This is a genomic window from Blautia sp. DFI.3.45 (genome assembly GCF_020593505.1).
GTDB lineage: Bacteria > Bacillota > Clostridia > Lachnospirales > Lachnospiraceae > Blautia_A > Blautia_A wexlerae.
The window spans coordinates 9,171-22,815 of the sequence record NZ_JAJDMI010000001.1; the positions used below are offsets into that span (position 1 = coordinate 9,171).

10 protein-coding genes and 2 riboswitches are annotated in these 13,645 nt (G+C 38.9%); of the genes, 9 read left to right on the forward strand and 1 reads right to left on the reverse strand.

Annotated elements, in window-relative coordinates; translation table 11 throughout:
- The first annotated feature begins 4 nt into the window (after positions 1 to 4).
- Genes pelF through LJE09_RS00070 form a run of 6 tightly spaced genes read left to right on the forward strand, consistent with a single transcriptional unit; the run spans position 5 to position 7,438 of the window.
- Positions 5 to 1,447, forward strand: coding sequence for a GT4 family glycosyltransferase PelF (gene pelF, locus LJE09_RS00045; RefSeq protein ID WP_020993294.1), 1,443 nt, complete (start codon positions 5 to 7; stop codon positions 1,445 to 1,447).
- Positions 1,428 to 2,897 (forward strand): exopolysaccharide Pel transporter PelG, encoded by a 1,470-nt coding sequence (gene pelG / locus LJE09_RS00050; RefSeq protein ID WP_227310887.1) that lies wholly within the window; start codon positions 1,428 to 1,430, stop codon positions 2,895 to 2,897. Before pelF ends, pelG begins: the two co-directional genes overlap by 20 nt.
- Positions 2,884 to 4,677, forward strand: a complete 1,794-nt coding sequence (locus LJE09_RS00055; protein WP_227218577.1) for a CotH kinase family protein — start codon at positions 2,884 to 2,886, stop codon at positions 4,675 to 4,677. The genes pelG and LJE09_RS00055 overlap by 14 nt, the downstream gene beginning before the upstream one ends.
- Positions 4,664 to 5,416, forward strand: a complete 753-nt coding sequence (locus LJE09_RS00060) for a polyphosphate polymerase domain-containing protein (RefSeq protein ID WP_055053308.1) — start codon at positions 4,664 to 4,666, stop codon at positions 5,414 to 5,416. The genes LJE09_RS00055 and LJE09_RS00060 overlap by 14 nt, the downstream gene beginning before the upstream one ends.
- Entirely contained in the window at positions 5,413 to 6,084 is a 672-nt protein-coding gene (locus tag LJE09_RS00065) for a DUF4956 domain-containing protein (protein ID WP_008707171.1), read from the forward strand. Before LJE09_RS00060 ends, LJE09_RS00065 begins: the two co-directional genes overlap by 4 nt.
- Positions 6,077 to 7,438, forward strand: coding sequence for a DUF4832 domain-containing protein (locus tag LJE09_RS00070; RefSeq protein ID WP_227310888.1), 1,362 nt, complete (start codon positions 6,077 to 6,079; stop codon positions 7,436 to 7,438). The genes LJE09_RS00065 and LJE09_RS00070 overlap by 8 nt, the downstream gene beginning before the upstream one ends.
- A gap of 87 nt (positions 7,439 to 7,525) precedes the next feature.
- On the opposite strand, the gene LJE09_RS00075 is transcribed toward LJE09_RS00070, so the two are convergent.
- Positions 7,526 to 8,626 carry a transposase gene (locus tag LJE09_RS00075; protein WP_008707169.1) on the reverse strand — a complete coding sequence of 367 codons (1,101 nt, stop codon included), beginning with the start codon at positions 8,624 to 8,626 and terminating at the stop codon, positions 7,526 to 7,528.
- 448 nt (positions 8,627 to 9,074) lie between these two features.
- Positions 9,075 to 9,257, forward strand: a riboswitch (cobalamin riboswitch).
- Positions 9,258 to 9,397: 140 nt separating this feature from the next.
- On the opposite strand from LJE09_RS00075, the gene LJE09_RS00080 reads away from it, so the two are divergent.
- The 3 genes from LJE09_RS00080 to nikB all read left to right on the forward strand — a co-directional run bounded on the left by LJE09_RS00080 (position 9,398) and on the right by nikB (position 13,643).
- Positions 9,398 to 10,606, forward strand: a complete 1,209-nt coding sequence (locus tag LJE09_RS00080) for a hypothetical protein (protein ID WP_008707168.1) — start codon at positions 9,398 to 9,400, stop codon at positions 10,604 to 10,606.
- 75 nt (positions 10,607 to 10,681) lie between these two features.
- Positions 10,682 to 10,880: riboswitch (cobalamin riboswitch) on the forward strand.
- 197 nt (positions 10,881 to 11,077) lie between these two features.
- Entirely contained in the window at positions 11,078 to 12,640 is a 1,563-nt protein-coding gene (locus LJE09_RS00085; protein ID WP_008707167.1) for an ABC transporter substrate-binding protein, read from the forward strand.
- 55 nt (positions 12,641 to 12,695) lie between these two features.
- Complete coding sequence (nikB, locus tag LJE09_RS00090; protein ID WP_306452298.1) at positions 12,696 to 13,643, forward strand: nickel ABC transporter permease; 948 nt, start codon at positions 12,696 to 12,698, stop codon at positions 13,641 to 13,643.
- Positions 13,644 to 13,645 lie beyond the last annotated feature (2 nt).

Below are 13,645 nucleotides of genomic sequence, written 5' to 3' on the forward strand. Positions count from 1 at the left end.
AGAATTGAGAATCTGTCTGGTTTTAGAAGGCTGTTATCCGTATGTACATGGTGGAGTTTCTACATGGATGCATCAGTATATCACTGTTATGAAAGAGCATGAGTTTGTGCTGTGGGTAATAGGAGCACATGCATGTGACCGTGGAAAATTTGTCTATGAACTGCCGGATAATGTGGTGGAAGTCCATGAAGTATTTCTGGATGATGCATTAAAACTGAAGGAACATGGAAATCAAAATGGACAGCTGCACAGAATCAATCATTTTTCGGAAGAAGAAACAAGGAGTTTAAGAGAATTGATGGAATGCAGTCATCCTGACTGGGAAGTATTGTTTCATTTATATCACGACCGGAAAATGAATCCGATGTCATTTCTGAAAAGTGAGCAGTTTTTAAATATATTAACAGAGAGCTGTCTGGAAAAATATCCGTATATTGCATTTGCGGACGCGTTTCATACAATGCGTTCCATGCTGCTTCCGGTTTTATATCTTTTGGGTTCTGAGGTTCCTCAGGCAGACACCTATCATGCGATTTCAACAGGATACGGGGGACTTCTTGCCTGCCTTGGAGGATATGTTTACAGAAGACCGGTATTACTTACAGAGCATGGGATATACACAAGAGAAAGGGAGGAAGAGATCATCAGGGCAAAATGGGTAATCCCATCATTTAAAAAACAGTGGATTTCTTTCTTTTATATGTTATCAGAAGCAATTTATAAAAGGGCTTTTCGGGTAACCAGTTTATTTACGAATGCGATGCTTACGCAAATACAGATTGGCTGTGATGCAGAGAAATGCAGAGTAATTGAAAATGGTATTGATTATGACAGGTTGTCACAGATCCCTCTGAAAGAGGAAGATGGATGGATAGACATAGGTGCGGTAGTCCGTCTCGCACCCATTAAAGATATAAAGACTATGATATATGCATTTTATGAACTTTCATCCAGAATGGAGAATGTGAGACTTCATATTCTGGGAGGGGTAGATGACGAGGAATATGCAGATGAGTGTTATGCACTGGTGAAACAGCTGGATATCAAAAATCTTGTTTTTACAGGAAGGGTAGATATTGTACAGTATATGAGAAAACTGGATTTTACGATCCTTACCAGTATATCAGAAGGCCAGCCATTATCCGTGCTGGAGTCATTTGCGGCCAGACGCCCATGTGTAACGACTGATGTAGGATGTTGCCGGGAACTTCTGAATGGAAAAGAAGGAGATGATTTTGGATGTGCCGGTTATTGCGTTCCGCCTATGTACAGGGATGGACTTGCTTTCGCTATGGAAAAAATGTGTGAATCCAGGAGAAGACGGATCAGAATGGGAAAAAGCGGACAGGCAAGAACTAAGGCATATTACAGGCATGAGCGCATGATCAGTGAATACAGAAAACTTTACAGGGAGGTGGAGGAAGCATATGGCAGGGATTGGATTTGAACTCAAAAAACTGTTCAGCAGAAGAGGGCTGTTTGCTTCTTTCCGCGCCTATGGATATGCAGGGATTATCTGTACCGGTCCCATGCTGCTGGGGATCGTCCTTCTGCTGGGTGTTATGTTTTTGTGTGACAGGACAGGCGCTTCGAAACAGAGCAGAGAATTACTGGTCTGCATGATCACATATACACTTCTTGCATCATTGACGGTAACCAGTTTCTTGTCAATGGTAGTAACAAGATTTATTGCAGATATGCTTTATGAAGAAAAAAATGAGGCAGTTCTGTCATCTTTCTGGGGTTCGACAGGCTTAATGCTCATTGCAGGAGGAATTTTATATGGGATTTTTCTGATATTTTCCGGAGTTGGGCTTATAGATAAGTTTTTATGTTTTGAGTTGTTTGGAGAACTGATCGTTACATGGAATGCGATGAGTTATCTTACTGCAATTAAAGATTACAGAGGAATTATGTTATCCTTTCTTGCTGCGATCGCTGTTACTTTTCTTTCGGGAGCTTTATTGCTGTTTCTGGGAATTTCCCATGTGGAAGCATTGATGGCTGCGGTATGCATTGGATATGGGATCATGCTTTTATGGGATGTTGTTTTACTGTATGAGTATTTTCCACAAAGTGATATCAGTGCATTCTTATTTTTAAGGTGGGCAGATGAGTTTCTGCCGCTGGCATTTACAGGACTCTGCATTAATATCGGGCTGTTTGCCCACCTTGTGATCATGTGGGCCGGACCGCTGGGGAAACAGGTAAAAGGGCTTTTTTATGGGGCACCGTCACATGACGTACCGGCATTGATCGCATTTCTGACAATTCTGATCACCACTGTAAATTTTGTGGTTTCTGTAGAAGTTAATTTTTATCCGAAATACAGGAATTATTACAGTTTATTCAATGATGGGGGAACCATTAAGGATATTATGCAGGCCGGTACAGAAATGCTGGATGTACTGAACAGAGAATTGAAATATACCGCTTTGAAGCAGTTACTGACTACTGCGCTGGCGATTTCAATGGGTGAGAGTCTTTTGAAGTACCTTCCTTTGGGATTTAATGATCTGATGTATGGATATTTCCGGACACTTTGTGTTGGTTACGGCATTTATGCAGTTGCAAATACGATGCTTCTGCTTCTTTTATATTTTACAGATTACAGGGGAGCATTGGCTGCTTCTGTAATTTTTGCCGTGGGAACTTCTGTGTTTACTGTGATTTCACTGTTTTGTCCGCAGGTATATTATGGCTTTGGGTTTCTTGCAGGATGTGTACTGTTTTATTTTATAGTTATGATCCGTCTGGAACGTTATACCAGACGTCTGCCATATTATATTCTCAGCATACAGCCGGTGGTAGCAGAAGACAAATCGGGGGTATTTACCAGAATCGGATATTTTATGGATGAGAAACTGGAAAGGAGAACGAACGTTGACAGGAATTAAAAAAATAAATCTGATAAGTGCAGTATTAGTCAGTCTTTCTCTTTGTGGAGGCTGCACTCTGGAAAAAGCGGGAAACTCTTCGCAGGATCAGACAGTACAGGAAGATAACGAAACAGAACAGGTAAAGGCAGAAAAAGCAGAGAAAGAAGAAATCAATGAGATTCATTTAAGAGATAAGGATTCTTTGTATGAAAATGATGATGATACCAGTGTTGTTACCATGTATCTTACTGTATCTAAGGGAAATTCATCCGAAAATACATATCATACATGGAAGGAAATCAACAGCTATTCTGTTTATGACTACGAAGATATGGGAGTGGAGAGATATCAGGTGGCAGGACTTTTGCAGGTGGGAGATGAGAATGGACCGACACAAGGGGAAGTCGGATATGGAGAAAGCGTGCCTAATGCAACTGTTCAGATCAGAGGCCAGACATCCAGCCAGAATGCACAAAAAAATTATAAAATTGAGTTAAAAAAGAATAAAGGAACGTGGAGAGGCCAGAGAACCATTAACCTGAATAAACATATGACAGAAGGAATGCGCTTTCGAAATAAGCTGGCATATGATCTGATCAGGGGAATTCCTCAGATGGTTGGTTTACGTACACAGTTTGTGCATTTGTATGTAAAGGATAATACAGAAGAATCAGGTGTAAAATTTGAGGATTATGGAATTTATACACAGGTTGAACAACTGAATAAGACGGCATTAAAGAGTCATGGACTGGATTCAAACGGACAATTGTATAAGATTAATTCTTTTGAATTTTATCGCTACGAGGATATTATAAAAAAAGAAGATGATGCAGGATATGATAAGACAGCCTTTGAAAAAATGCTGGAAATAAAAGGGGATTCAGATCATACCAAATTGATTGATATGCTGACAGATCTGAATGATTATTCTATAGGGATTGAAGATGTACTGAAAGAACATTTTGATGAAGAAAATATTGTTTACTGGATGGCATTTCAGATTCTGATGGGAAACGTAGACACACAGAACAGAAATGTTTATTTATACAGTCCTCTGAATTCAGATATCTGGTACTTTATTGCCTGGGATAACGATGGCTGTCTGATGAGACCGGAATATGAATTAAGGAATTTTTCGGATCAGAACAGCTGGGAAAAGGGAATCAGCAATTACTGGGGAAATATTCTGTTTCAAAGGTGTCTGAAGTCACGGTCTTTCCGGGAAAAATTAAATGATGCCATTCTGGATCTGAGGGAATATCTGAACAAAGATATGCTCACATCAAAGATAGAGAGCTATAAGAATGTACTGAAGCCCTATTTATATTTGATGCCTGATGCAGAGTATGAACCGCTTACATCTGAACAATACGATCAGATTGCAGCATCACTTCCTGATGAGATAGAGAAGAACTATCAGTTATATCTGGAAAGTCTGGAAACACCAATGCCATTTTATATAGGTGTTCCGACAATAGACGGTGATAAGCTGAAATTTAACTGGGATGTATCTTATGATCTGGACGCAGAGGACATTACGTATTCTGTGGAGGTTGCGCGAGATTATCTGTTTCAGGATGTGATCTATCAGAACACAACCCTGACTGTTCCGGAAGCCGAGATGGACCTTCCGAATGCAGGACAGTATTTTGTGAGAGTAAGAGCAACAAATACATCTGGAAAAACGCAGGATGCATTTGATTATTATGTAACAGATGAAGGAAAACATTATGGTATGAAGTGTTTTTACATAACAGAAGATAATACGGTAGAGGAAGATATTTATGAGGAAGGCTGACAGGAAGAAAGAACGTTTTCGTAACGAGTGGAAATATCTTATCAGTACCAGTGAGAAAGAAGTCCTGAATCTTCGGATGAAGCCACTTATGAAACTGGATCCTCATGCAGAAAATGGAGGATATCTGATACGGAGCCTGTATTTTGATGATTACTGGAACAGTGCATATGAAGAAAAGGAAAGCGGCGTTCTTATGAGGAAGAAATACAGGATACGAATTTATAATTATAGTGCTGAAAGTATCAAGCTGGAAAGAAAAAAGAAATTCGGCAGTTATATTTATAAAGAAGATGCCCCACTGACAAAAGATGAGGTGCAAAAAATTCTTTCCGGCGAGTATGAATTTCTTCTGAAAAGTCCGTATAGTCTTTGCAGGGAATTTTATATAGAATGTATGAGTAATATGATGCGGCCGAGAACAATCGTAGATTACGAGAGAGAACCATGGATCATGGATGAGGGAACAGTCAGGATTACATTTGATACAGATGTCAGAGCTGCTGTTGGAAGCTATGACATTTTCGACAGTACGCTTCCGGCTTTATCTGTACTGGAACCGGGAAAACTGATCATGGAAGTGAAATTTACAGAGATGCTGCCTCAGATTCTGAGAAATCTTCTGCCGCCGCAGGCAGCAGAATTTACAGCAGTTTCCAAATATGTACTGTGTTATGAAAAAACGCGGTACATGAATGGATTTGAGTATTGGTATGATACACAGGGGAGGATGATAAGATGAGTGTACAGGATATGATAAAAAAATCTGTACTGGAATCAGGAATGTTCAGTCAGTATGATATACCTAAGATATTGGCTGCTCTGGCAGTGGCTTTGATTTTGGGAAGTGTGATTTATCTGGTTTATCAGAAATTTTATGTTGGAGTTATTTTCTCCAGAAGTTTTGCAGTTACACTTGTGGGAATGACAGTGCTTACCTGTATGGTAACACTTGCGATCAGCAGCAATATTGTGATTTCTCTTGGTATGGTTGGTGCATTGTCTATTGTACGTTTTCGTACAGCAATTAAAGATCCGATGGATCTTCTGTATCTGTTCTGGGCAATCACATCGGGGATTACAGCCGGTGCAGGTATGTATGCATTAACTCTGTTGACAGCTGTGATTATCATTCTGATGATCACCCTGTTTTATCACAAACAACAAAATGGAAGAATTTATATTGCAGTGATTCATTATCAGGGAACTCAGGCGGGAGATGAAATTATCCGCTGTTTTGGAAAAAGAAAATATTTCGTAAAATCAAAAACTATGCGCAATGAAAAAACAGAAATGGCAGTGGAAATATATTGCAGACAGAATGATATGGAGTTTATGGAAAAAATCCGGGATATCGGTGGAGTGGAAGATGTTACATTGATTCAGTATAATGGAGAATATCATGGCTAAAAGTCAGAAACAATCTCTGGTTCTGTTGGGTTTTGGACTTTTAGTTATTATAGCAGCAGGAGTATGGATGGTATTTGGAAGAAAAACTCAGATATATGAAAAAACAGAAGAAATTTTTGGAAATCCATTAATGGGATATGCACCTTGTGCCTGGGAAGAAACAATAGGAGAGGATATATCTTTACTGTATATGGATATTACCTGGGCTGAACTGGAACCGGAGGAAGGAAAATATGACTGGGAGAAAATCGAAAGAGAAAATCAGACTGACAGATGGAGAGAAGAAGGGAAACACCTGGTACTGAGGTTTGTGTGTGATATTCCCGGGGAGGAAAAGCATATGGACATTCCACAATGGCTATATGACAAAACTGATCATGCGGGAACCTGGTATGATATGGAGTATGGAAAGGGATATGCTCCTGATTATAATAATGAACAGATGATACAATATCACAAAAGGGCAGTTAATGCACTTGGAGAGCATTTTGGCAGAGATGGACTGGTCAGTTATATCGAACTTGGAAGTCTGGGGCACTGGGGAGAATGGCATGTAAATATTTCTGCAGGAATACAGAGTCTGCCAGAAGAATCTGTAAGAGAACGTTATATGATTCCATGGACAGAGGCCTTCCCTGATTCCATGATACTGATGAGAAGACCTTTTAGTGAGGGAGAACATTATGGAACAGGTCTCTACAACGATATGACCGGACAGCCAGAGAGCACAGAGGAATGGTTTCGCTGGATCAATGAAGGCGGTGAGTTTGACCAGACTCATGAGAAAAAAGGGTTATCCGCAATGAAAGATTTCTGGAAAAAGTTTCCTTCCGGAGGTGAGTTTACAAGTTCAATTACAATGAAAGAGTTGCTTGACACAAATCTGGATCAGACAATAAATCTGATAAAGAAAGCACATACTACTTTTCTTGGACCGAAAGTAGCGGATAAAACTTATGAAAACGGTTATAGGAAAGTTTTAGGAAGCATGGGATATCGTTTGTGGATTTCGCAAGCAAGCCTTATTCAGATGCCGGGGTATGTCAGCCTGAATCTTAAATGGAAGAATGATGGAGTTGCACCATTTTATGAAGACTGGCCTGTATGGGTTCTGGTAGAAGATGAGGATGGAAATAGTCTTGAAAAAGAAGCGGTTGACATTTCGTTAAAATCACTTCTGCCGGAAGAAACTTTACAGACAAAAACAAGAATGCAGATAAAAAAGATGATCTCACTGGCCGGAAAGAAATATAAGATCAGTATAGGTATTGAAGATCCGATGACTGGGAAATTAGCTGTTCGATTTTCAATGAAAGGAACTTATAATGAAGGGAAAAATTATCTTTTTCAGTAAACTGAAAGAGTTACGTTTTGATATTTAGAAACTAAAATTACCTTATTTAATTACTATAAATGAGCAAATTTGAAAAAATGCACAAAATTATCCTGCTAATTTCATAAATGCTTCAAAATCATCACTTGCTTTTGCACATAGGAATAGATACTGATACTTTTCCTGATGAACGGCACTACAGATTCGATGATATCCATCTTGAAAAGACCGATATCCGCCAGTTCCTGTGACACAAATATAATGTGTCAGTGACATCAACAGCCAGTACCTCTGTATTCCCTTTGAGGAGCGTATCTGGTATGTATCCAGGGCCAGATGGTTTTTGCATTGCCTGAAAAATATCTCAATCGGCCATCGACAAACATAACAGGAAAGGATCTCCTGTGTAGATAAGGATACATTTGTGCTAATGAAAGCACGTAGTGCTTTAGGATTACCAAATGCTTTTTCAGGATAGCTTAAAAGAACAACTGCATTTTCTATGCCGCTGAGGTTTCCCTCATACCGGTACACATAATAGTTGCGTTTTTTGACTGTGACGAGGTCAAATCCTTTATGTGTTGTGGATCGTTCAGCAGCCAGTTCACTGAGTTTCTTTTTCATTCCTGATGGATACAGCAGACGGTTTGTTTTCAAAGCACCAATGGTATGGAACCCTTTCTGTACAAAAGTATTGATTATTTTTTCAGAAACATACCAGCAGTCACAAAGGAAATAAGACATTACTGGTGGAACAGGCAGTTCCTTTGCAATATTTTGTACAATATCAATCTTGGAAATTGATTTATTGTACATTACAAAAGCATAGTTCAGGACAATGCCGTTACAGGAAAGCATAACAGCTACTGCCTGATGTCCGTAGTCCTGTTTCCCCTTTAAATGGGATTGGTGAAAGTACGCATCTTCAATCGGATACAGAGCCTGTGACGAAGGCTTTGTCTTTGAAGCTATCGTATCGTCTACAATGCAGAAAACAGGCTTTCCGGTGCGTGCTGCTTCTGAATAAATAATCTCTATAACAGAACGTTTTAACGTATCTGAAAGTAGAGAATCATCCCATTTCCCTGAATTAAGGAAATGTGCAATCGTAGTTCTGTGACAGGAACTGTTTTTAGCAAAATCCGTGGTTTTTCCATGATATCCTGAAATGAAAATGCTGATCAGGATACTTATAAGGTGGTTTATCACCCGGTTCGAATAAAATTTGCATAAATTTAATTTCTTAAGCTGGTTGTATATGAATGCGGAATGATGTATAGTATTTGCGAGAGACACCTTCTTTCGTAAATATTGCAAATGTTTGTTTAGGCACTTTCATTATACAACACACGGAATCGAGGTGTCTTTCTTTTATGCAAAATCACGAACTTGCTCATTTATAGTAGTAAAAATATTTTAGCATAAACAAAGAAATGCCACAAGAGAAGGTAGTGCTGCAAAGAGACCCTTATTATGGAATAGATACTGGAATCTGAATATTCAAGACCATAGTAAAAGTGAATAAAAAAACATATAAATATTAGATGTAAATTATTGACGTTAACCAAATGGAATTATATAATAAAAATATAATGAAGTTGGGGAAAAGCCTTAGCGCGGAGTAAAAATAGTTTTTGACTTTTAGCCCCTGATATCATATTATAAAAATAATGCATGTTTCCAGTAATATGGAATTAAAAGGGAAACCGGTGCAAGTCCGGTACGGTCCCGCCACTGTAAAAGGGAGCTTTTTATCATATATGTCACTGCTTAAGAGGCGGGAAGACGATAAAATGCGATGAACTTAAGTCAGGAGACCTGCTTGCATTAGAAAAGGTTATTTCTTACGGTGTATTAAGAAAGGCTTTATTTTTATACCTAAAATACATTTTAAGAAGAGGATCTTTTTTACTTCAGGAAGGGATGTGAGAAAAGAAAACTTGAATTTTTATACAAATACGACAGAAAGGTAAAAAAGGAATGAAAAAGATAATTAGTTTTATATTGACAATGATTATGCTGCTTACCTGCACCAGTATTTCAGTTATGGCATCTGATGTCCAGAGTGATACAGCAGATCAGGATGAAAAAATGACAATAGGAGTGTCTGTATATAATCTGAATGATGCGGAAGTAAGAGAGTTTAGAAATTATTTTGAAAATTATGTCGGTATGGCTTTTGAAGTTGAGTTTTTATATTCTTCCAGTATAAGCACTGCAGAAGAAGAAATCAGCTTTATAAATGAGCTTCATGAAAGAAATGTAAAGGGAATTATTTCTTTCCTTTCCTCTGATCTTGAAGAAGTTCTTCCGGTATGCGAAGAATATGGTATGTATTATGTGCGTGGTTCAGGAACGATCAGTGATGAAATGTATGAGAAAGTAAAGGATAATCCTTACTTTCTGGGAACGATAGGAACATCTGTTGAAACAGAAAAGGATGCGGCTGCCAATATGGCGGAGTATTTTGCTTCAGAGGATCAGAATAATCAGAATCATTACATAATAGCATGTGGAGGATCTGCCATCGGTAATGAGATGCATCGTCTGAGAACGATAGGTATTCTGAATAAGCTTCAGGAAGCATATGGTCTGTCATATGAGAAGTCTGTAGAAGAACTGGTGAATACGCAGGATACGGAAGAAATTGAAACAGGCAGTGATATTAAGATTACTCTGGTTCCGGGTTATCCAAAAGATCATCTGGATGAAAAGCTGGCTGCTCCGCTGAATACAGGAGAGTATAATGTTATTCTGAGTGTAGTGAGCGCAAGTGATTTTATCAAGGTAATTGATGCTTATGAAGAAGAGAACAGTACAGATGTATTGTTGGGGTCAATTGATTGTTTTACAGAAGATACATACGAAATGTTTAACAAGAAGGGATATAACGGCAAGGAAAGAATCGACTATCTTGTAGGAAAATATGGTGCTATCGTTGCACCATCATTTGTTGCTATGAAGAATGCTCTGGAAGGCTTTGCAGAAGATTACCGTGAAGATGGAAGTGCTTTCCGGCTGCAGCAGTCATTTTGGACAGCGGATTCAGTAGATGAGTTTAATAAGCAGTATGTGTTATCTATTGGAATGTATGATAATACATATAGTGTAGAGGACATGATGGGAGTTCTGAAATCCTATACACCGGAAACAAATTTTGAAGAATTCCAGAAATTTACGGAAAAATAGATAGAAAATAAAAGTCTGAAATAATTGACGTATGCATGATAGTATGTTATGATAAAGAAGTATTCATACGGCCATTTGATGATTTTAGAGATAAGTTCAGACCAGCAGAAGCGTCCTGCTGGTCTGATTAAAAGGGAAACCGGTGTAAATCCGGTACGATCCCGTCACTGTGATAGTTGTTTTTCAGCTGCATACCACTGGAAGATATTTTCTGGGAAGGTGCTGAAAGTATATAGGCTTAAGTCAGGAGACCTGCTTATTTCTAGTAAAAGAGATTCTTGCGGACGACGAGAAATCCTGATTAAGAGTTACAACTTCATGTGTTGCATATATATATGTTTGATTCTTTAACGGTAAGATTTCGTGACGGATGCGGGAGCATCTGTCTTTTTTTCGCTCAAAATCATAGGAATGGACAGTATGAGAAGGAAGAAAAACAACGAAGAAACAAAAAAAGAAAGGAAGTAAAGGATGAAAAAAACAAAAAGAGAATTACTTGTGTTAGCAGCAGCAACAACAGTTGCGTTATCAATGGGAGTTACTGTACAGGCGAAAGGTGATGAGAAGGTTTTAAACTTCGGATGTCAGATGTACACAGATGGATGTGTAAACAGTGCAAATGATGAAAACGGTGGATGGAATGCTATGAGATATGGTATTGCTGAAGCATTATTTAAATTCGATGACAATATGGAAGTTATCCCGTGGCTTGCTGAGAGTTATGAAGTAAATGACGAGCATACAGAATGGACGATCAAGCTGAAAGACGGAATTAAATTCTCTGACGGATGTGATTTAACTCCGACAAAGGTAAAAGAGTATTTTGATCACATGAAAGAGGTAGGACCTTCCGGATCTGCCAAACCGGAGAAATATCTGGAATTTGAAGCAGAAGTTACTGTAGATGATGATGCAAATACAATTAACATCAAAACAAGCAAACCATATGCAAACCTTGTAGGACAGCTCTGCCATCCAACAATGGGAATTACAGATGTAGAACATATTGAAAACTATGATAACGGAATTATTGGAACAGGTCCATACAAGATTGAAGAATTCAATGGTGTAGGTGTTGGTTATACATTAGCTGCAAATGAGTATTATCGTGAAGATGTCCCATACGATAAAGTCAATCTGCTGTTCATGGGAGATAACTCCGCAAAAACAATGGCACTTCAGAGCGGTCAGGTAGACCTGGTTGAGAACATTACAAACGTAGCAGATATTCAGGACTTCCAGGATAACGATGACTATACTGTTGATATCGCATCAGGTGTACGTTGTGGATTTGCATGGATGAACTTTGACGGTGTTCTTGGAAACAAAACACTTCGTCAGGCAATCCTGATGGCAATTGATAATGATACAATCTGTAATTCCAGAACAATCGGTGGACTTTATACACCAGGATTCTCCGTACTGCCTTCTACTCTGAACTATGACTATGACAAACTGGAAAATCCATATACCTATGATCCGGAAAAAGCAAAACAGATTCTGGATGATGCAGGAATCGTTGATACAGACGGAGATGGAATCCGTGAACTGGATGGTCAGAATATCAACCTCAGATATATTTCTTATGAAAACCGTCTTCTGAATGACTTTGCAGATGCTCAGGCACAGTATCTTGCAGAAATCGGTATTGGTGTTGTTCCTGAATACGGAAGCTCAGATGATCAGTGGAGTAAACTTGCAGCACTGGATTATGACCTTAATAACAATAACTGGATCACTGTTGGTACCGGAGATCCTCTGGCATATATGGCTAACTGGGCAACTGATACCAGCTACTGCGCATACTCCAACCCGGACTATGACAAGTTATATGAAGAATTAAAAGGTGAAATGGATCCGGAAAAGAGAAAAGATCTGATCTTCCAGATGCAGCAGATTCTGGTAGATGATGCAGCGGTTCTGATTGATGGATACTACAACTCATCTATGATCTACAGTAAGAAAGTTGGTTCTGCACATATCCATACAGCAGATTACTACTGGCTGTCAACAGAAATTACTCCTGCAGAATAAGAAAAGTCTGCGAATTGTGAAGTTACTGAATAGTTACAAACAGAAATAAAAAGAGGTGTCTTTTTTGAGTAAAAAGCAAATAATCAAGCGTTTATTACAGATTGTGATCGTATTGATCGGTATCAGCTTTATTACATTTGCACTGACCTTTATGTCACCAGGTGACCCTGTACGAAACATGTACACGGCAACCGGTGTAATGCCTACTGAAGAAATGGTTCAGGAGACACGCGAGGAACTTGGTCTGAATGATCCGTTTCTGGTGCAGTATACCAGATGGCTTAAGAACTGTCTGAAAGGTGACTTTGGCAAATCATACAGCTTAAATAAACCAGTTACAGAACTTCTTGCAGCCAGATTATGGCCGACTTTGAAACTTACATTAATGGCCATGATCCTTATGCTGGTTATTTCTGTACCTTTAGGTATGTTGTCTGCCATATATAAAGATAAATGGATCGATTATCTCGTCCGGGGAATTACATTCCTCGGATGTGCGATGCCTAACTTCTGGGTTGGACTTCTGTTAATGCTGGCATTCTGTGTTTATATCAATGCATTTCCGGTTATCAGTTCTGCGGGAGACTTTAAGAGTCTGTTTCTTCCGGCTTTGACACTTGCGATTGCAATGTCTTCCAAATATACCAGACAGGTAAGAACAGCGGTGCTGGATGAACTGAGTCAGGATTATGTGATCGGTGCACAGGCAAGAGGAGTAAAGAAATCAAAGATTATCTGGGGCAATGTATTTCCAAATTCATTGCTTCCGCTGATCACAATGTTTGGTCTTTCCATAGGATCACTTCTTGGAGGAACCAGTGTTGTAGAAGTAATCTTCTCTTATCCGGGTCTTGGAAACCTTGCAGTTTCAGCAATCACATCCAGTGATTACAATCTGATCCAGGGATATGTATTATGGCTTGCCCTGATTTATATGGTCATTAACCTGATCGTTGATGCATCTTATGTTTATATTGATCCACGTATGCGTTTAAAGGAGTAGAA

What these genes read in the sequence shown, in the direction of transcription:
- pelG (WP_227310887.1), top strand. Translation starts at nt 1,428, where the DNA reads ATGGCAGGGATTGGATTTGAACTCAAAAAACTGTTCAGCAGAAGAGGG.
- LJE09_RS00060 (WP_055053308.1), top strand. Translation starts at nt 4,664, where the DNA reads ATGAGGAAGGCTGACAGGAAGAAAGAACGTTTTCGTAACGAGTGGAAA.
- LJE09_RS00065 (WP_008707171.1), top strand. Translation starts at nt 5,413, where the DNA reads ATGAGTGTACAGGATATGATAAAAAAATCTGTACTGGAATCAGGAATG.
- LJE09_RS00070 (WP_227310888.1), top strand. Translation starts at nt 6,077, where the DNA reads ATGGCTAAAAGTCAGAAACAATCTCTGGTTCTGTTGGGTTTTGGACTT.
- LJE09_RS00080 (WP_008707168.1), top strand. Translation starts at nt 9,398, where the DNA reads ATGAAAAAGATAATTAGTTTTATATTGACAATGATTATGCTGCTTACC.
- LJE09_RS00085 (WP_008707167.1), top strand. Translation starts at nt 11,078, where the DNA reads ATGAAAAAAACAAAAAGAGAATTACTTGTGTTAGCAGCAGCAACAACA.